This window comes from Paractinoplanes globisporus DSM 43857, assembly GCF_000379645.1.
Classification (GTDB): Bacteria; Actinomycetota; Actinomycetes; order Mycobacteriales; family Micromonosporaceae; genus Actinoplanes; species Actinoplanes globisporus.
The window spans coordinates 49,266-68,339 of sequence record NZ_KB903310.1 but is presented as its reverse complement, the minus strand read 5'-3'; the positions used below and the strand labels follow the sequence as shown (position 1 = coordinate 68,339).

The window sequence follows — 19,074 nt, the reverse complement described above, 5'->3', positions numbered from 1 at the left end:
CCGGGTCCGCAATGATGACCGGCGTGGCGGGTGATGACGTGTTCGGCGATCTCGCGGAATTCGAGCTCGATGGGCCGTTGTCGCGGACCGACAAGGCGGTGACCGCTGCCGGCTGGTGGCGCGGGCGCGAGGCGATCGCCAAGCGGTTGACCAGCGGCGAGCGGCATTGGCGCAAGCGGTTCGCCCACGAGGTCGACGCGTACCGTGTCTTCGTGGCCTGCCCGCCCGATTGGCGCGTGCCCGAACTGTTCCACGCCGGGGAGACGGTGCTGGTCATCGAGCGGCTTCCGGGATCGCCGCCGCACACCGAGCGCTATCCACTGGCGCTGCCCGAGCCAATCGTGACCGGGCTGCTCGATGCGCTCGCGACCTTCGCCGCCTGGCGGCCGCCGTCCGGACCGCTGGCCAGGCAGGCCACGGACTGGGCGGCCCGCGTGCGCCGCTACGTCGCCGATGGCGACCTGCCCGCAGTCGACCAGGACGACCTGCTGGCGGCCATCGCGAGGGCACCCGCCTCGTTCGGCCACGGCGACCCGCTGGCGAGCAACGCCCTCGTCGCCGCCGACGGCCGGCTGACCTTCATCGACTTCGAGTTCGCCGGTCTCTACCCGGTCGCTGCCGACCTGGCGCTGCTCGGCATCTGGCTCAGCCGCCACGACCCGCCCGCCGAGCAGCGGTGCGCCGACGCCGCCCGCGCGGCAGGTCACCTGGCCGCCTACCGGGCGATGCGGGTCCTGTGGCTCGCCCGCGAGCAGCGCCTCTACCGAGACCGGATTGCCGACACCGACAACCACAGCGCCTGGGTCGCCGCTCAGCTGGCCGAGGCAACCGCTACCTTCCGCGCGAACGCCCACCGCGCCTGATGCCGGAGATTCCGGCCCCAAGATGCGGAACAAGTCTTCCGGGACGGTGTCGATCTGGGGCGGGGCCGTTCGTATCTCTGGCGATAGGCCGGGACGAGCCGGCCACCTAGTTGCCGGAGGGCACACCATGGCCACCATCGCCAACCAGACCCGCACCAGCCACCTGTTCCTGGCCGGCGTTGTCGGCATCGCGGCCGCCAGCGTCGCCACCGCCGCTGTCGCCGCCGTGGGACATGCCGCGGGCATCAGCCTCGACGTGAGCGGCGCGCCCATCCCGATCCTGGGGTTCAGCACGACGACGGCGATGTTCTCGTTCGTGGGGCTGGTGCTCGCCGCCGTGCTGGCCCGGACGGTGCGGCGCGCACGCCAAGTGTTCGTGCGGACCACGGTGGTGCTGACCGCGCTGTCGTGGATCCCGGACCTGCTCGCGGACGCCGCCCCGGCCACCAAGGCGCTGCTGATGTTCACGCACCTGGTCGCCGCGGCCATCGTCATCCCCACGATCGCCCGCCGGCTGCCCGCCTGAACCCACCCACGGAGGCGCGGTCGCCCTCGCGCGACCGCGGGCCACCACTCTCCGTAGGTCAGCGTTGCCAGGCGCGCAGGAGGTCGTCGGGGGTGTAGGACGCGGCTAGGCCCGCGATCGGCGCCGACGACGCCGATCTCGACGTTGTTGGATCGGGTCCAGTATGAGCCGATGGCCGGTGCCGATGGCAGCGCGCCGTCCGGTAGAAGGCGCGCCAGGGATTCGCGGAGGAGAGGCTCGATCGCGCGCCCCCGCCAGGTCGTCCAGCCCGCCCGGACGCGCTCCAGCGTGATGTCGCCGCGGAGGCGTTCGATCTCGGCCAGATGGGGCGCCACGAAGGTCAGCCAGAACCGCAGGTAGGGGTCGGTGACCCGGTAGCGTCGCTCCTTCGACGCCGTGGTGGAAAGGGGCAGATCGGCGGCGACCATGCGTTTGTCGATGATGACCTGGGCGGCGCGGGACAGGGTTGAGTGGGAGATGCCGCCGGCGCCCCGGGCGATGTTTGTGAAGGTGCGCTCCCCGCTGCCGATCGTCGCCAGCACCGCGCGAGGCATCGCGGAATCGGGAAACTCCGCGGCGAGCGACCGTTCGGCCGAGACCAGCAGCGGCGACACCGGGTTGGCGAGTTCGGCCGCCAGGAACTGCCACAGATCGTGGTCTCGCCGCCAATCGGCGCAGATCAGCGGGAGTCCGCCGGTCACCAGGGCCGCGTCGAAGGCGTCGGCCGGGGCCAGATGGAGCATCTCGCCCACCTCGGCCGGATTGAGTGGGCCGAGAGCCATCTCCCGGCCGCGCTGATGGAAAGGCCGTCCGTAGGAGCTCAGCGCCTCCATCATGGACAGATCGGATCCGATCAGGGTCAGCAGGACTGGTTTGCGGCTCAGTTCGCGGTCCCATGCGCGCTGGAGGATGCCCTCGAAAAGCGTCCACCCGCTCGATCAGATAGGGCACCTCGTCGATGACTACCACGGTGGGGCGGTCGTCGGCCAGCACGCCGGCCAGCTGACGGAGGGCGGCGCTCCAATTTCCCGGCGTCGCGTCGTCGAAAACAGCCCGCTCCGGGAGCGTCGACGAGCGAACCGCCTCGATGAACGCCTCCACGAGCGATACTATCCGCGAGCGCGCATGGCTGGTGAGGCGTAGCCGGTGGGGACTCGGACGCCGTCCAGCCACTTTGTCAGGCGGGTGGCCTTGGACTCCAGGGCCTCGCGCGCGGCCGGCGCCACTTCTTCGAGCAGGTGCAGCCGGACCTCGCCGGACGGGTTCTGGGTCCAGCAGCCGACGATGCGGCCGTTCGCCCAGGCGGTCGTGCCCGCGTTGCCGGTGCGGTCGAAGAGGTGGGGGCGGTGCGGGCCCAGGTAGAAGTCGCGGGACTTCCAGCCCATCACCGTCGGGTCCAGGATGGGGAGCAGCGCCACCCAGGGGCCCGGATCGGCGGTCTCGTCGATGTCATCGGGCAGGAGCCAGCCGGTCTCGCCCCGGTCGAGGGTGACGGGTACCGCCTCGAGGGCGGCCAACGCCGTGCGGACCACCGACTTGGTCGAGCCGAGCCACCACACGATGTCGTCCTCGGTGCCGGGGCCGAACGTGGACAGCCAGCGGCCGATCAGCTCGCGGTAACCGTCCTCGGCCGCCCACGGCGCGGGCATCGCGCCCAGCCAGTCGCGCATGAGCGTCCAGCGGGGGCGGGAGGTCGGCCAGCGGCCGGTGTTGACACCGCGGACCACGTCGGCCGTCAGCCCGAGGTGGACGAGCACGCGGGACGCCGACCAACTCTCGCCGGCACGAGCTTCCACGCGTACGTCCATCAAAGGAACGGCCCGGCGGATATCGGCCGCCTGAAGGCCCTCGGGTTTGCTCGCCAGCAGGGCGAGGACCTCGGTCCGAGCCTGGTCGAGCCAGGCGTCGCCATCGGTGACCAGGCCGGCTCGCACGACGTCGCGGGTCATCCGGGCCCGTTCGGTCGCCGCGACCCGGGCCGAGGCGCCGGGCCAGACCGCGGGCAGCAGCTCGCGCGGGAAGACGAACAGCGTGCGGCGCATGGCCAGCTGCTTGACCAGGGTGCGGTCGGTGTAGAGGGCACGGTCGAGATCGGCGAGTTCGAACGACGCCGAGCGTGCCCAGCAGGAGAGGTAGACGGTGGCCGGCTCGGTGGCGTGCAGCGCCGTCATCGCCGCGGTCACCGCCTCCGGCGTTTCCAGAGACCGAGCAAGACCATGGCGTACGCCCACACGGGCGCGACGCTCGTCGTCGGTCACGTGGAGCATCGCGCCATCGTGTCACGCGGACGTCCTACCCTTGGCCCGTGTCCGCCGACCGCCTGAACCGCGTCGCCGTCCTCGTGCTCGAGGGCGCGAAACCGCTCGACGTCGGCATCCCGGCGCAGGTCTTCACCACCCGGGCCAGCATGCCGTACGAGGTGCGCGTCTGCGGGCCGGCGCCCGGCCTGGTGACCGGCGGCGACGGGCTGTCCTACCATGTGGCCGACGGCCTCGAAGCGCTGGAGTGGGCCGACATCGTCTTCATCCCGGGGTACCGCTTCCCGGACCGGGAGGACCCGCCGGCGATCGTGGTCGACGCGCTGCTGGCCGCGCACGCCCGGGGTGTCCGGCTGGCCGCCATCTCGACCGGGGCGTTCGCGCTGGCCGCGACCGGGCTGCTCGACGACAAGCGGGCCACGACGCATTGGCACTACACGCGGCAGCTCGCCGCCAAACATCCACGCGTACGAGTCGACGAGAACGTGCTCTTCGTCGACGAGGGCAGCGTGCTCACCTCGGCCGGCGCCGCCTCGGGCATCGACCTGTGCCTGCACATCCTGCGCGGCGACGTCGGCATGGCCGCCTCCAACCACGCGGCCCGGCGCCTGGTCGCGGCCCCGTACCGTAGCGGCGGCCAGGCGCAGTACGTGCCGCATTCCGTCTCGGAGCCGCTCGGCGAGCGCTTCGCCGCCACCCGGGAGTGGGCGCTGCGCCGCCTCGACAAGCCGCTGACGCTGGAGGTGCTGGCCCGGCACGCCTCGGTGTCCCCGCGCACATTTTCCCGGCGATTCCGCGAGGACACCGGGCACACGCCGATGCAATGGGTGCTGCGGGCCCGCATTGACATGGCACGCGAGCTGCTCGAGCTCTCCCAGCGCGGCGTCGAGCAGATCGCCGCCGACGTGGGCCTCGGCACCGGGTCGAACCTGCGCCTGCATTTCCAGCGCATCCTGGGGACCACGCCGAGCGAATATCGGCGGACCTTCTCCAGCGGTGGCTAGATTCTTGCGAACCGTGGCGCTCCGGCCGCTGTCTGCTTCGTAGGACATTGGCGAGGCTTGAGTCATGACTCGCATCGCCATCAACGGATTCGGTCGCATCGGGCGCAACGTTCTGCGAGCCCTGCTCGAGCGCGACAGCAAACTCGACGTCATCGCCGTCAACGACCTCACCGATCCCGCGGCCCTCGCCCGTCTGCTCGCCTTCGACTCCACCGCCGGTCGCCTCGGTCGCCCGGTCACGGTCGACGGCGACACGCTGGTCGTCGACGGCCGGCGCATCAAGGTGCTCGCCGAGCGCGACCCGGCCAACCTGCCCTGGGCCGAGCTCGGCGTCGACGTGGTGCTGGAGGCCACCGGCCGCTTCACCAAGGCCTCGGCCGCCCGCGCGCACATCGAAGCGGGCGCGAAGAAGGTGCTGGTCGGCGCGCCCTCGGACGGCGCCGACGTCACGATCGCTCCCGGAGTCAACACCGGTGCGTACGACCCGGACGCGCACACGATCATCTCGAACGCCTCGTGCACGACCAACGCGCTCGCCCCGCTGGCCGCCGTGCTCGACGAGCTGGCCGGCATCGAGCACGGGTTCATGACCACGATCCACGCGTACACGCAGGAGCAGAACCTGCAGGACGGCCCGCACCGGGACGCCCGCCGGGCCCGGGCCGCCGCCGTCAACATCGTGCCGACCACGACCGGCGCCGCCAAGGCGATCGGCAAGGTGCTGCCCAACCTGGACGGCAAGCTCTCCGGCGACTCGATCCGCGTGCCGGTGCCGGTCGGCTCGATCGTCGAGCTCAACACGACCGTGCGCCGGGACGTGACCCGCGACGAGGTGCTCACGGCATACCGCGTGGCGGCGGACGGGCCGCTGGCCGGGATCCTCGAGTACTCGGAGGACGAGCTCGTCTCGTCGGACATCACCGGCAACCCGGCGTCGTCCATCTTCGACTCGAAGCTCACCCGGGTCGAGGGCCGTCACATCAAGGTCGTCGCCTGGTACGACAACGAGTGGGGCTTCTCGAACCGCGTGATCGACACGCTGGAGCTGCTGGCCGGCGTACCCCCGCTGGGGTAGCCGGACTGACCCCAGCGGAGCGACGACCCGGGCGGCGGCCGTCCCTAGCGTCAACAGGCATGACAGCCGTACTGAATTCGCAGGTCACCGTCATGCCGCGGTATCGGCCTCGCACCGTCCTCGCCCTGTGGCTGGCCGCGGCCGGTCCGATGGGGCTGCTCGCCTGGGTCGTCGCGCCCCTCGTCGCCGGATCAGATCCCACGCCGGAGAGGTTCGCGGTCTGCCTGATCGCCGCGCTGACCGCCGGGCTCATCTGGCAATTCGTACTCGTCCTGATTGTGGTGTGGCGGGAGCGGCGGAGCCTGCGCTGGCCCGTGCTCAAGGACGCGCTCTGGCTCCACGCCCCGTCCAACGCGGTCCGGCGCGGCGGACGTCTTTGGTGGTGGGCCGTCGCCGCGATCGCCGCGGTGGGCGTCATCGAGTTTCTCCCCACCGGCCCGGCCGGCCCGACGAATCGGAATTTCGGCGAGTTCATCGGGTCGAACGCCGGTCACGACCTCATGCACGGCAACTGGGCCCTCTTCGCGCTGCTGGTCGTCTCGTTCGCCTTCAACACGGTCCTCGGCGAGGAGCTCTTCTTCCGCGGCCTGCTGCTGCCGAGGATGGGCGGCAACGTCCCCGCCAACGCCGCGCTCTTCGCGCTCTACCACGTCCACCAGCCGTGGGGCATGCTCAACGCGTTCCTCACCGGCCTGATCGGGGCGTACGCGACGAACCGCTGGCGCAGCGCCTGGCTGGGCATCCTGGCGCACTCCGCACAGAGCGTCTTCTTCACCGTCCTGCTCGTCGCCCTCGTCCTATCCTGAGCGCCGTGACCAGCGAGATCCGGCAGGCCCGGCTCCTCGACGCCGGGCTTGCCGCCCTGCTGCTCGCGGCCATGGTCGCCGAGCGGATCGTCTCCGGCCACCCGGCGGGCATCCCGCTCAGCGTGATCATCGCGGGCGCTCTTTACTTCCGCCGCACCTGGCCGCTCGCGTCGTATCTGGCCGGCAGCGCCGCGCTGTCGGCCGAGGCGCTGTTCGTGCAGCCGAGCGCGATCTCCCCGTACGCCAATCTGATCGGTATTTATTCGCTCGGCCTCTATGCCACCCGCAACCGCGCGCTGGTCGGCCCGCCGGCGATCCTGATCGGCACGGTCGCCTATTTCTGGGGCGAGACCGACATCCTCGTGCCGGCCGGCGTCCTGTTCAGCTGGCTGCTGGCCTGGGGCATCGGCTTCGGCGCGGCCCGCCGCCGGGAGGAGCGCGACGCCGCCCGCCAGTCGCTGCAGCGCCAGGTCGCCGACGACGAACGCAACCGCATCGCCCGCGAGGTGCACGACCTGATCGGCCACACGGTCAACGTCATGCTGGTCCAGGCCGGGGCCGCCCGCCGGGTGCTCGACACCGACCCCGCGCAGAGCCGCGAGCTGCTGATCGGCCTCGAGACGGCCGGGCGGCAGGCGCTCGACGAGCTCGATCAGGTGCTGGGCCTGCTGCGCGACGCCCAACCGGGACTGGCCGAACTGCCCTCACTCACCGAGCGTCTGGGCCAGGCGGGCGTACGGGTCGACACGACCATCGAGCCGGGCGAGCTGTCGCACACCGTCGACCGCTCCGCGTACCGGATCGTGCAGGAGGCGCTGACCAACGCGGTCAAGCACGGCCGGGCGACCACCGCGTCGGTGCGTGTGCGCCGGGACGGAAGCGAGCTGCACATCGAGGTGGACGACGACGGAGCCGGGGTGCCGGAGGGTTACTCGGCCGGCCGCGGACTGCTCGGCATCACCGAGCGAGCCACCATGCTGGGTGGTCACGTCACGCACGGTCCGGGTCCGGCCGGCGGTTTCCGCGTACGCGCGAAGTTGCCGGCCCGATGAGCGTGCGAGTGGTGCTGGCCGACGACGACGCGTTGTTGCGCGCCGGGGTGGCGGTCGTCCTCGGCACCGACCCGGGCATCTCCGTCGTCGGGCAGGCGGCCGACGGCCTTCTCGCCGTGGAAATGTGCCGCTCGCTGGTGCCCGACGTCGTCCTCATGGACGTCCGCATGCCCGGGATCGACGGCATAGAAGCCACGCGACGCATCGTCGGGGCCGGCCTGGCGACGCGGTCACTGGTCCTGACAACTTTTCAACATGACGAGTACGTCTGGGAAGCCCTGCGGGCCGGAGCGAGCGGGTTCCTGCTGAAGCGGGCCTCGCCGGAGCGCCTGATCGAGGCCGTCCATCTGGTCGCCGGCGGGGACGCGCTGCTCGACCCCGCCGTCACCCGCGAGCTGGTGGCCCGGTTCGTCGGACGCCCGGGCGACCGGGCCCGGAGCGATCCCCGGCTGGCCGGTCTGACCGAGCGCGAGCTGCAGGTGCTCAAGCTCGTCGCCGAGGGCTACACCAACGAGGAGCTGGCCGCCCTGCTGGTCATCGCCGAGTCGACGGCGAAGACCCACGTGAAACGGATCCTCGCCAAGATCGGCGCCCGCGACCGCGCTCAGGCCGTGGTGATCGCCTACCGGGCCGGGCTCGTCACGCCGTAGTGCCCAGCATCGACTTCTCCGGGAGGCCGCAGGCCCGCTCGGCCTTGCGCATGTGCGCGTCCAGGGAGCCCGCCAGCGCCACCAACTGCGTCAGCGTCTTGTCGTCCGGGTCGTCGAGCTTGCCGCTCTGGACCAGCGTCTTGGCCGTCGCGAGGTCGTCCACGTACCCGTGCGTCGCCTCCTTCAACTCACCGTGGAAGAACAGCAGGGAGGCCCGGCTGCTCAGCGCCGACTGGGCCTCGTTGATCTCGGCGACGGTCGGCATGAGGCTTTCGGCGCTCTCGCCGTCGCTGCTGCCGCCCTTGCCGCCCTTGCTGGGCGTCGACTCGGCAGCGACCTCTTGCTTGACCGCGTCGCAGATCTGCCCCTTGGCCCAGGCGTCGGCCCCGAACGCGCCCACTCCGGCCACGACGACCAGCGCCCCCACGACGATCATCGCGACCTTCCGGCCGGCGCCCGACCGCCTGATGGCCGGCTCCGGCGGACCGGCCGTGACGATGTAGGCCGGCGGAGCCTGCGGCGGCCCACCCCACCCTCCGCCGGCCGGCGGATATCCCGGCGGTTGCTGATGTCCGGGCGGTTGCTGGTATGCCGCGGACGGCGGGGTCACCGCGGGCGCCGGGGCCGTCTCGTAGGCCGATGCCGCCGCGGGTTGCTGGTACGAGGCGGGCTGCTGGTATGAGGCGGGCTGCTGATACGTCGGGGTCTGCTGATATGCGGCCGCCACGGCCGATGCGTCGTAGCCGGGCGTCGGCCTGGGCGCGAACCGCTGGGTCTGGTCGTAGCCTGGCGGCCCGTAGGACGGCGCCGGCGGCGGCGTGTACTGCTCGACCTGGTTGTGGCCGGACGCCGGCGGCAGCGCGTATTGCTGCGACTGGTCATAGCCGGGCGGCGGCGGCGCGTACTGCTGGGTCTGGCCGTAGCCGGGAGCCGGCGGCGAGTACTGCTGGGCCGGATCGTAGGCGGCCGGCGAGTAGGGCTGCTGCGGCTCGTAGCCCGGAGGGGGCGACCCGGCGACCGGCAGGCCGCTCGGTTCCGGCGTGCCCGGCTGCTGCGCATAGTCGTGCGGATACATGTGCCGTTCCGTTCCGTCGAGGCGTGGATACCCCTTCGGCAGGCACAGCGAGGACTTGACCGGAGTCAGGCCGCCGTTTCCGCCCGCGTCTTCTCCCGCCGCCGGCGCCCCCAGCTACGCGTCTCGTCCAGCACCAGCGCGTCGATCGCCGCGACCAGCTCCCGCTGCCGCTCCGGCGTCCGCTCCTCGCCGGACAGCAACCGATACTGCGCGATCTCGGCCGCCGCCTTGGCCCGCGCCTCCGACGCCGCCACCCAGTCGTCGTGCCACGACACGATACGCCGCAGCCCCGCCAGAAACGCGACGGTGGCGGCCACGGTCGCGGTGATCCAGGCCGGCGCACTCAACGCCGCGAGGACGGTAGCCGCCCCCGCCAGAAACAACGCCCCCGACTCCGACAGCACATACTTGGTCCGCGTCTTCCGCATCTGAGCCCGGTACCACTCGAGCTGCACCATGGCATGCACAAGCCCGCGATCGCCAAGCTCGTCCTCAGAGAGCCGACCATCAATCTCGATAAGCTGCTGCCGCTGATCCTGCGTCACACGCCACAGTCTGCCGCCATGGTCAAGAAACCTGAGAAGGCGACGAAGCCTTCCGCCGATGCGACCCCGCCCCCGGCCGATTGATCAGCTCGACGTTCTGCAACGTCGGCTCATCCAACGGCACCCGATACCGATAGGTGATCCCCTCGTCCCGAACCACAAAGTCATCGGTATCCGGCCGCCGCCACGTCAGGATCATCTGCCCGTACTTCTCGGCCAGCTTGACCAGGGCCGGAAAGTTGTCGACGTTGACGACCGGCTTCCCCGGCGGGCTCGGCATCGGCTCGACATGCACGAGAAGCTGGGGGTAGCGCCGTTCAATTTCTTGACGATTGCGGAGCGGGGTGCCACGACGCACCAGCAGCATGATCACGAGGCCGCCGCCGATCGCGGCCAGCATGAGCAGCAGGGCCCAGCTGCGGGCGGAGGCTGCGCGGATGCCGAGCAGCCACACTTCGCGCGGCACCGTCACGGTCTTTCCCGCCGTGGCGGTGTCGACCGTGAGCGATTCGCGGTCACTCAGGACGAACTGGAGAGGAGCGAGCTGAAAAGCCACGGGCGCAGTAAAATCCGCTTGCCCGCTTGCCCGCACCCGTGCCGTGACGGTGACCGTCACGGGACTCGAGCCACCGATCCCGGTCGCGGTGGCCGCCTGCTTCGCGCGCCTGTCGAACTCGTCGAGATCCAGGCGGACGGTGGAATCGTAGGTGTTCCCGGTGAATTGCTTGGCGGAACCCAGCTGTTGGATGGTGTGCCAACCACTGCTGTCCGAAAGCTCCGCGGTGACGTCGAAGGTGCCGGCGTGCCCGCGGTACCGCATCCGGACGTCGACCAGGTGGGCGAGTTTACGGAAAACGGGGTCGGGTGAGGTGACCGTGGTGCTGTCGTAGGCGGCCGAGCGTGGGACGGAGGCCGAGTAGGAGAAGGTCATCGATTGGCCGGGAGCGGCGCCGGCCCGATGGGTCTCGACGATCGGTTTCATCCAGCCGAGGACGCCCAGCCCCACGCCGACGAGTGCGGCCGTCGCCGAGACGATTGCGAGGACGCGGGGGCCGAGAGGCAGACGGTTGATCGACTTGGCAACGGCCAGCACCGCCGTCCACGAGCCGCCCTGGCGCGCCATCGCCTTCACCTTTTTCTTCCGGCGGCCCCGGGGGATCTCCCGCCGGGTCCGCGCCGTCGCCAAGCCCCCACCGACGAACAGGAAGCTAAGCATCCCGAGGCCGGTCGGGCCAAGGAGAGGCCGCAGCCATTTACCGCCCTTCGGCACGAGCAGGACGGGACTGCCGATCAGTTCCTTGGCGGTGGGCTTGATTCCGTCGTTCGCCGGGTTGTTGTCCCCCTTGAAAACAAAGCCGGTTTCGGGGTCTCCGCCGACGATGCGGTGGAGCACCTTGAGCCCGGGAACGGCTCCATGGTATGCGGCGATCTGACCTATTTGGTAAGAATCGGCCCGGACGACGAAGATCAGATCGTCCTGGTGGTAGACCGGGTTCATGCTCACGCCGCGCGTGACGACGTAGGAGATTCGGTCGGTGCTGATGGCCCACGCACCAATGGCCGCCATCAAGATGATGGCGGCCATGGCGTAGCGTCTGACCTTCGGGTTTATAACAGCCCCGGCGAGCGAGTGATCAACGAGTCGTCAGACTGCACTCTCGCAGACCACCTGTCATCAGACGTCGGTAACGACGAAGTTGACCTTGGTGATCCCGTTCCACACCTCGGCGGCGGTGTGCGGGATGCACTTCCAGTTGTTGCCGCTGACCCACGAGCAGTCGACGGCGTGACCAGCAGCCGTGCCGCCACTGGCGGTGACCGTTGCGGTGACAGCCACCTTCGTGTGGTCGGCGAACGCGGCGTCGCTCTCATCCATGAGCGTCAGCGTGATCTTGTCGACATCGTTGTCGTTCGTCGAGGAGGAGATGACGAAGGCGTCGACGGTGGCGCCGACCACATCGAACGAGGCGCCACCGTACAGGGCGGTGGCCGAGAGACCGGTTTGGTCGTCGATGCCGGAGCCGGCGGTGAAGGCGGTGGTGCCGGCCGCGACCGCACCGGCGACGGCGACGCCGCCGACGAGCTGGAACAGGCTCATGCTGCGCATAGGATGGTTCCCCCAAATTTGGTAGCCGTCGGCCGGTCGGCCTGTGGCTGAGGCTCGGCTCCGCCGGGCTCTCGCGTACTTCGGCGGGCTTCCCTGCCCGCCTTGGACACCTGATGAATCGGCTGAGGTCCGGCGGCAAGTGAAGGTTTGAGGGGCGCTTTTCTGGCAAGTTGCTGTGGGCTTGGCACACGCGTTGCCGGGTGCCTGCTTGGGCACCAGCCGTCTCGGATCGGCCACCGGGGACGTCCGCCACCAACCCGTCTGAGAGAGTGGGTGGGATGGGCGAACGGGTGCTGGAAGCGGATTGTGCGGAGTGTGTGGGGCTCTGCTGTGTGGCTCCCGCGTTCTCTAAATCGTCAGACTTCGCGATTGATAAAGCGGCCGGGAAGGCTTGTCCGAATCTTGGGAGTGACTTCGGCTGCACCATCCATGAGCGGCTGGAAGGCGCGGGGTTTCGCGGGTGTGTGGTGTTCGACTGTTTCGGGGCGGGGCAGCGGATCACGCAGGAGACCTTTGGCGGGCGGGACTGGAAGAGCGCGCCTGAGATGCTTGGGTTGTTGGCCGTCGTGCGGCAGCTTCACGAGCTCATGTGGCTGCTCACCGAGGCGTTGCGGCTGGACGAGGCTCGGCCCGTACACCCGGAGATGCGGGACGCGCTCGCTCGGATGGACCACCTGGCGGGCGGGACGCCCGCGCAGCTGAAGGCGTTGGACGTGGAGGCGCAGCGGCGGAAGGTCAACCCGCTGCTGCAGAAGGCCAGCAACCTCGCCCGGGGTGGGACGCCGGGGAAGGACTATCGCGGGGCGAACCTGATCGGGCGGAAGATGCGCGGGAGCGACCTGCGCGGGGCAAGTTTTCGCGGGGCCCTGCTGATCGGCGCCGACCTGCGGGAGTCCGATCTGCGGCGGGCCGACTTCACGGGGGCGGACCTGCGCGGAACCGACCTGCGTGGGGCGAACCTCACGGGTGTCCTCTTCCTCACGGGATCACAACTGCGCGCGGCGGTCACCGGTCCCTAGGATGTGCGCATGCAGAGCGTGTCGGGGTGGGTGTGGCTGCTGACCGTTCTCGGCATCGTCGGGCTGCTCCTGTTTGACTTCTTCTTTCACGTGCGGCGGGCGCACATCCCTACGCTCGCTGAGGCCGCTCGGTGGACGGCGATCTACGTGGCGATCGCCCTGCTGTTCGGGCTCGGGGTGACGATCTTCGCGGGCGGGCAGTCGGGGGCCGAGTACTTCGCGGGGTACGTCACCGAGGAGGCGCTGTCGGTCGACAACCTCTTCGTGTTCCTGCTGTTGCTCGGCAGCTTCAAGGTCCCGCGGGCCGACCAGCAGAAGGTGCTGCTCGTGGGCATCGCCGTGTCGCTGGTGGCGCGCACGGGGTTCATTTTTCTCGGCGCGGCGCTGATCGAGTCGTTCGCCTGGGTGTTCTACATCTTCGGGCTGATCCTGCTGGTCACGGCCGGCAACCTGTTGCGGCAGGAGGGCAACGAGGAGGAGACGCCCGACAACATCATCATCCGGGGAGCGCGGCGGGTCCTGCGGACCTCCGACGTGTACGACGGGGACAAGCTCTTCACCTACCAGAACGGCCGCCGGGTGATGACGCCCATGCTGCTGGTCATGGTGGCGATCGGCGGGACGGACATCCTGTTCGCGCTGGACAGCATCCCGGCGATCTTCGGGCTGACGCAGAACGTGTACATCGTCTTCACGGCGACCGCGTTCTCGCTGCTCGGGCTGCGGCAGCTGTACTTCCTCATCGACGGGCTGCTCGACCGGCTCGTGTACCTGTCGTACGGGCTCGCGGCGATCCTCGGGCTGATCGGCGTGAAGCTGATCCTGCACGCCCTGCACGAGAACAACGTGCCGTTCATCAACGACGGCGAGCCGATCCACGCCGCCGAGATCTCCACGGGACTGTCGCTGACGATCATCGTGGCGATCCTGCTGATCACGGTGGTGGTGTCGCTGCTGAGCCCCAAGGGGCGCGCGCAGACCTACGTGGCGGCGGCCCGGCGGCATGCCACCGAGTTCCTCGACATCGAGACCGATCCCGCTTACTGCGACGAGATCTTCCATAAGCTTGTGTACGAGGAGAGCCGACTCAAAACCCTGCCCGAGCGATACCGGGCGCGGATCCGAGCCGAGGACGAGCTGATGGACCTCCTCCACCGCGCCCACGAGCTGCACGCCAGGCGCGTGGCCGACGGGCGCTGCTTCGTCCCGGCCTGGGCCGGCCCGCCGGCGTCGGAGGCCGGCGGGAACTAACCCGGTCCGGCGGCCGATGGGAACTAACCCGGGCCGGCGGCCGACGGGAACTAACCCGGGCCGGCGGCCGACGGGAACTAACCCGGGCCGGCGGCCGACGGCAAGTAAGCCGGGCCGGCGGCCGGCGGAGGCCGGCGGGAAGTGCGCCGAGCCCGCGGCGGTCAGAGGTTGCGGGTGGCCTGGCCCATCTCGTCGTCGATCGGACGACGCGGGGCGACCCCGCGACCGCGCGGTGCGTTGCCGGCCATCCGGGCCGCCGTGCGGCGCACCTGCTCGGCGCGGTCGGCCGACTCGTCGGGGCTGCCGAGCAGGGACGACAGGTTGGTCATCTCGGTCTGGCGGCGGTCGAAGCCGGTGCCCCCGGCAACCAGGCTCGCCACCCGGGCGGCCAGGTCGGCGGCGCGAGCCTCCAGGTCGGGCGCGCCGCGCAGGGTGGCCTCGTCGGCGGGCCGGCCCGGGCGGGACCGGGCGGCCTCGTCGAAGCCGGGCCGCCGAACCTGCGGCGGGGTCACACCGAGGTCGGCCCGACCGGCCAGCGGCCAGCTCGCCGAGGCAGCGGGCGAGAAGTCAACCGTGGCCGCGGACGAGAGGTCGACCGGAGCCACGGACGAGATCTCAACCGGGCCGGAGGCGTAGGGGTGCGGGGCGTAACCCGGCGCATCCTCCCGCGAGCCGTACGGGCCGTACGCGGGAATCTCCTCACGAGGCGCGTAGCCGGAGACCGCCGAGGCCGGCACCGAGCCGGAGGCGGGCGTGCCCGGCAGGTAGGGGTCGAGGAAGGGCTCGTACGCGATCGGCGGCTGCGGCTCGATGACCGAGGCCGAACCGAGCAGCGACACCGTCTGCCCCTCGCCGCCCTGGTAGTTGTTGAACTCGGGGCCGATCACGAGCCGGGACAGCATGCGAGCCTGCGGCGCCGCGATGCCGAGCTCGGCGGCGTGCTCCACGCGGTAGCGCGCGATCGCCTGCCGTAACACGTTGGCGAGACGGTCGGCGTCACCGACCGTAGCAAGATCGCCACCGGCGAAGACCAGCGCCGGAAAGCTGCCGCCGGGGCCGGAGCAGACCAGCTGGATCTGCGTGACGGTGGCCGACCGGCCGGTGTCGCGGTTGCCCGGCTGCACGCGCAGGTGCTGCGGGAACAGCCAGAGCAGTTCGCCGGTGGCGCCGGTGGACGGGTCACGGTAGACGACCTTGTCCTCGGTGACGGCGACCTCGGTCTCCTCGGGCAGGGTCCAGCGGGGAAGGGAACTGGGCTCCTCGAACGCGTACTCCGCCACGCCGCAGCGGCCCGTCCACAGCACACGCGAACCGGCCGCGTCGCCGGCGGTGCCGGACGCGGCCAGGAAAAATCTCTCGGACATGCTCGCCTTCCCCCCAGTCGGCGGCCGCGTGTCGAACGCGGCTGCGTTGATTACAACCGGGCAGGTACGACCCCGACAAGTAACCGGCCGTGAATCACACCGGATTTCCTGACGACAACACGACAGGCCGGAATTAGTTGAACCTTTGGATGATCAACCGTCACTTACGGTGACTGAAGAGGCCCTCGGGCGGGGAAGGTGAAGCGACAGCGACACTGTCGGTAACCGGCGCCACGCCTCCGGCGAAGCGGTCGAGATCGGTCTCGACGCGTCCCGGGAACCAGTCGCCGGCCGCCCGCCGGGTCAGCTCGGCGACCGGCGGCGCGGTGCGGCCGGCGAGCACCACGAGGTTGCCGAAGCGACGGCCGCGCAGCACCGCGGCGTCGGCCACGAGGCAGGCCTCCGGCAGCGCGGCGCGGATCGTGGCGACCTGGGCCCGGGCGTAGCGCAGTGGCGGGCCGTCCGCGACGTTGGCGATCAGCCAGCCGCCGGGGGCGAGCACCCGGGCCGCCTCCCGGGCGAACTCGACCGAGGCCAGGTGCGCGGGGGTGCGGGCGCCCGCGAAGACGTCGAGCACGACCACGTCGTAACCGGCGTCGCGCATGCCCTCGACGGCCTCGCGCGCGTCTCCGACGCGTACGCGAATGGTGGCCTTTGAAGGAAGGGGCAGCTCGCGGCGCACCATCGCGACGAGGGGGCCGTCGATCTCGACCACTCGCTGCGGTGACTCGGGCCGGGTCGCCGCGATGTAGCGGGGAAGCGTCAGCCCGCCGGCGCCCAGATGCAGCACGCGCAGCGGCTGCCCGGCCGGCGCGATCAGGTCGATCGCCGCCGCCATCCGCCGGATGTACTCGAACTCGAGGTGCGTGGGGTCGTCGAGATCGACATAGGACTGCGGGGCGCCGTCGAGCATGAGGCTGTACGCGGCGCGCCGATCGGGATCGGGAATCAGCTCGGCGACCCCGGAGGCGACCGTCTCCACGAGCCGTCCCGACCCTCTGCGCTGCGCCACCCGAGGATTATCCCAGGCTCCGCGCCGGAGATGTAAATTCCCGGAAAAACCGGACAAAGCCCATGCTCACGGCTTTAACTACCTCTTATTCAGTACGGGAGGTGGGCCGTGTCGACGAGCAATGTGCTCGCACAGATGATCGGCGGGATGTCGCTCGACGAGCGCATGCCCGCGATACTGGCCGCGGCTCAGAAAGAGGCCGGCCCGCCGCTGCGGATCCGCCGGTACCTGTCGGAGGAGGGCCAGCATTTCTGGCGCTGGGACTGCGAGACGTGCGGCGAGTACGGCGGCGGGCGCCACCACGCGGACGCGGTGTCCCGGGCCATGCGCCACTGCGCCGAACACCCGGAACACCGCTCCTCGCTGCTCCCGCCGGCTCTCTGCCGCCAGCGGGACGCTTTCCTGCCCCTGCACCCGATGCTGTTCGCGGTGGACGACGACCCGCCGCCCCCGCCGCTCTAGCGGCGATCCCGCTTGCCGAGAACGCGGGCGCTTCTCTTGCCGAGAATGCCGGCGATCCGGGTGATCCTCGAGTCGCCGGCCATCTGCTCGAGGCTGAGGGCGAGCCGCATCCGCCAGTTCGGATACTCGTCGACGGTCCCCGGCAGGTTGGGCTGGTCGAGCTCGCCGAGCACGTCGTAGAGCGAGGCCGTCACGAACCGGCAGGGCGTACGGGCCAGGAACTCGTGCATGGCCACCACGATCTCGTCGTCCGTGCTCGCCGCCGTGATCAGGCCCTCGGCCCGCAGCGCCGCCTTGAGCTGCGCCCGGTCCTTCTCGGCGGCCTTCCGCTCGTCCGCCACCGAGCCGGCCAGCTGCCCCAGCTCGGCCCGCACCTTCACCTGCTCGCCGGCGAGGAAGCCGGCCGCGGTCGGCAGGTCGTGCGTGGAGATCGTGGCGAGCGCGTTGCGCGGGTACTCCTCGGCCGGCAGGTATCCGCGTGCGGGGTCGTCGTAGTCCCGGGTGAACCAGAGCACCGCCGAACCCAGCATGTTCATCCGCTCGAGGCCCTCGGTGACCTCGGGCAGCACGGTGCCGAGGTCCTCGCCGATCACCACGGCGCCGGCCCGGCTCGCCTCCAGCGCCAGGATGCCGAGCATCGCCTCCGGGTCGTAATGCACGTACGTCCCGCCGGCCGCGCCCATGCCCGGCGGCACCCACCACAGTCGCCACAGTCCGGCCACGTGGTCGACGCGCAGGCCGCCGGCGCTCGCGAAGATCCGCCGCAGCATGTCGCGATAAGCCGCGTACCCCGTCTCGACGAGCCGGTCGGGCCGCCAGGCCGCCGCGCCCCAGTCCTGCCCGAGCTGGTTGAACGCGTCCGGCGGCGCGCCGACGTGCACGCCCTCGGCCAGCACGTCCTGCAGCAGCCAGCCGTCGGCGCCGCTCGGGTCGGTACCGACGGCGAGGTCGAGCACGATCCCGACCGGCATGCCGCGCTCGGCGGCCGCCGCGTTCACGGCGTCGAGCTGCTCCTTGACAAGGCGCTGCAGCCAGGCGTGGAAGGCGATCCGGTCGCTGTGGAACGCCCGGACCGCGGGGGAGTCGGGCCGGCGGAACTCGGGCGGCCACTCCTGCCAGTTCGCGCCGTACAGCTCGGCGAGCGCGCAGAACCGGGCGAAGTCCAGCAGGCCGGGGTCGGCGGTGAGGTCGACCTCGCCGGCCAGCGGCCAGAGCAGCTCCAGCGCCGCCCGTTTCGCCTGCCAGATCGCGGTGTAGTCGATCAGCTTCGAGGGGCGCGGCCGGAGCGCGTCGACCTGGGTCCGCAGTGCCGGGTCGGCCCGGCGGTACTCCGCGGTGTCGTCGACGCGCAGGTAGAGCGGGTTCGAGAAGCGGCGGCTCGAGGGCGCGTACGGCGATGGCGGCACCGGCAGCGTGGGCGTGATCGCGTGCAGTGGGTTGAGCAGGATCAGGCCCGGGTCGCCGGCCTGGCCCACGAACGTGCGCAGGTCGCCGAGGTCGCCCATGCCCCACGAGCCGGCCGAGTGCAGGGCGTAGAGCTGCAGCATCCAGCCCCAGGTGTCGGGCGGGGCCGGCAGCTCGTCCGGCACGACGACCAGCGTGATCTCCTGCCCGCCGACGTCGAGGCGGTGCCAGCCGAGCGGGAGGGTCTCGGGGATTTCGGACAAATCCGAAATCGCCCGGCCGTCCTCGAGCGTGATCACCGCCGGGGCCGGCAACGCCCGGCCGGTGCCGACGCGAACCACGATCGTCCCCGGCAGGCGACCCGATTTGCCCCTCTCGCCGACGGCGGCGAGCGCGGAGGAGATGGCGGCGGGCGTCGTGGCATCCACCCCGAGCAGGCCGAGGACCCCGATCACCGACTCCGCGGAGACGTCCTTGTGCTCCCGATGCCAGTCCTCGTACCAGGTGGCCACCCCGTGGGCCTCGGCCAATGCCACCAGATCGGCGTCCATCCGCACCCCTTCCGCATCCTTTGTCTCCTACCCTGCCTGATGTCCTGCCC

General features: G+C 70.8%; 18 protein-coding genes and 1 pseudogene. 10 read left to right on the top strand and 9 right to left on the bottom strand.

All coding sequences use genetic code 11. From position 1 onward, the window contains the following. Positions 1-23 precede the first annotated feature (23 nt). Positions 24-863, top strand: a complete 840-nt coding sequence (locus A3CQ_RS53940) for an aminoglycoside phosphotransferase family protein (protein WP_157296284.1) — start codon at positions 24-26, stop codon at positions 861-863. Between the two features lie 127 nt (positions 864-990). Next, entirely contained in the window at positions 991-1,389 is a 399-nt protein-coding gene (locus tag A3CQ_RS0125330) for a DUF6069 family protein (RefSeq protein ID WP_020513755.1), read from the top strand. Between the two features lie 170 nt (positions 1,390-1,559). Here A3CQ_RS0125330 and A3CQ_RS64070 read toward each other — a convergent pair. After that, positions 1,560-1,817, bottom strand: a pseudogene (locus tag A3CQ_RS64070) (ATP-binding protein); the annotation flags it as partial. A 681-nt stretch (positions 1,818-2,498) separates the two neighbouring features. Next, on the bottom strand, positions 2,499-3,656 hold the full coding sequence (locus A3CQ_RS0125320) for a winged helix DNA-binding domain-containing protein (RefSeq protein WP_026206173.1): 1,158 nt from the start codon (positions 3,654-3,656) through the stop codon (positions 2,499-2,501). A 38-nt stretch (positions 3,657-3,694) separates the two neighbouring features. On the opposite strand from A3CQ_RS0125320, the gene A3CQ_RS0125315 reads away from it, so the two are divergent. The 5 genes from A3CQ_RS0125315 (at position 3,695) to A3CQ_RS0125295 (ending at position 8,234) form a co-directional block, all read left to right on the top strand. Further along, positions 3,695-4,651: a GlxA family transcriptional regulator gene (locus A3CQ_RS0125315; RefSeq protein ID WP_020513752.1), complete on the top strand. Its 957-nt coding sequence runs from the start codon at positions 3,695-3,697 to the stop codon at positions 4,649-4,651. A gap of 64 nt (positions 4,652-4,715) precedes the next feature. Beyond that, on the top strand, positions 4,716-5,726 hold the full coding sequence (gap, locus tag A3CQ_RS0125310; protein WP_020513751.1) for a type I glyceraldehyde-3-phosphate dehydrogenase: 1,011 nt from the start codon (positions 4,716-4,718) through the stop codon (positions 5,724-5,726). A gap of 59 nt (positions 5,727-5,785) precedes the next feature. Beyond that, complete coding sequence (locus A3CQ_RS0125305; RefSeq protein WP_020513750.1) at positions 5,786-6,532, top strand: CPBP family intramembrane glutamic endopeptidase; 747 nt, start codon at positions 5,786-5,788, stop codon at positions 6,530-6,532. 5 nt (positions 6,533-6,537) lie between these two features. Continuing rightward, a complete protein-coding gene (locus tag A3CQ_RS53935; protein ID WP_020513749.1) occupies positions 6,538-7,584 on the top strand; it encodes a sensor histidine kinase in 1,047 nt (348 codons plus the stop codon). Next, on the top strand, positions 7,581-8,234 hold the full coding sequence (locus tag A3CQ_RS0125295) for a response regulator (protein WP_026206172.1): 654 nt from the start codon (positions 7,581-7,583) through the stop codon (positions 8,232-8,234). Before A3CQ_RS53935 ends, A3CQ_RS0125295 begins: the two co-directional genes overlap by 4 nt. On the opposite strand, the gene A3CQ_RS0125290 is transcribed toward A3CQ_RS0125295, so the two are convergent. The 4 genes from A3CQ_RS0125290 to A3CQ_RS0125275 form a co-directional block, all read right to left on the bottom strand. Further along, positions 8,224-9,309: a hypothetical protein gene (locus tag A3CQ_RS0125290; protein WP_020513747.1), complete on the bottom strand. Its 1,086-nt coding sequence runs from the start codon at positions 9,307-9,309 to the stop codon at positions 8,224-8,226. The two genes, A3CQ_RS0125295 and A3CQ_RS0125290, sit on opposite strands and share 11 nt — an antisense overlap. Before the next feature lie 65 nt (positions 9,310-9,374). Further along, on the bottom strand, positions 9,375-9,854 hold the full coding sequence (locus tag A3CQ_RS0125285; RefSeq protein WP_020513746.1) for an SLATT domain-containing protein: 480 nt from the start codon (positions 9,852-9,854) through the stop codon (positions 9,375-9,377). A gap of 22 nt (positions 9,855-9,876) precedes the next feature. Then, a complete protein-coding gene (locus A3CQ_RS0125280) occupies positions 9,877-11,439 on the bottom strand; it encodes a DUF5305 family protein (protein WP_020513745.1) in 1,563 nt (520 codons plus the stop codon). A gap of 90 nt (positions 11,440-11,529) precedes the next feature. Further along, positions 11,530-11,952, bottom strand: coding sequence for a hypothetical protein (locus A3CQ_RS0125275; RefSeq protein ID WP_157296282.1), 423 nt, complete (start codon positions 11,950-11,952; stop codon positions 11,530-11,532). Between the two features lie 554 nt (positions 11,953-12,506). Here A3CQ_RS0125275 and A3CQ_RS62985 point away from each other — a divergent pair. Next, positions 12,507-12,980, top strand: coding sequence for a pentapeptide repeat-containing protein (locus tag A3CQ_RS62985; RefSeq protein ID WP_245577323.1), 474 nt, complete (start codon positions 12,507-12,509; stop codon positions 12,978-12,980). 9 nt (positions 12,981-12,989) lie between these two features. Next, a complete protein-coding gene (locus tag A3CQ_RS0125265; RefSeq protein ID WP_040432832.1) occupies positions 12,990-14,231 on the top strand; it encodes a TerC family protein in 1,242 nt (413 codons plus the stop codon). A 161-nt stretch (positions 14,232-14,392) separates the two neighbouring features. Here the strand turns inward: A3CQ_RS0125265 and A3CQ_RS62195 are convergent, their stop codons facing one another. After that, positions 14,393-15,595: a translation initiation factor 2 gene (locus A3CQ_RS62195; RefSeq protein WP_211216678.1), complete on the bottom strand. Its 1,203-nt coding sequence runs from the start codon at positions 15,593-15,595 to the stop codon at positions 14,393-14,395. Between the two features lie 160 nt (positions 15,596-15,755). Further along, positions 15,756-16,607 carry a spermidine synthase gene (locus A3CQ_RS0125255; RefSeq protein WP_026206170.1) on the bottom strand — a complete coding sequence of 284 codons (852 nt, stop codon included), beginning with the start codon at positions 16,605-16,607 and terminating at the stop codon, positions 15,756-15,758. Positions 16,608-16,715: 108 nt separating this feature from the next. Here A3CQ_RS0125255 and A3CQ_RS0125250 point away from each other — a divergent pair, with 108 nt between their 5' ends. Then, the gene (locus A3CQ_RS0125250; RefSeq protein ID WP_020513740.1) at positions 16,716-17,069 is read left to right on the top strand and encodes a hypothetical protein; all 354 of its coding nucleotides are present in this window, start codon (positions 16,716-16,718) and stop codon (positions 17,067-17,069) included. On the opposite strand, the gene malQ is transcribed toward A3CQ_RS0125250, so the two are convergent. Continuing rightward, the gene (gene malQ, locus A3CQ_RS53925; RefSeq protein WP_020513739.1) at positions 17,066-19,024 is read right to left on the bottom strand and encodes a 4-alpha-glucanotransferase; all 1,959 of its coding nucleotides are present in this window, start codon (positions 19,022-19,024) and stop codon (positions 17,066-17,068) included. The genes A3CQ_RS0125250 and malQ overlap by 4 nt on opposite strands. Positions 19,025-19,074 lie beyond the last annotated feature (50 nt).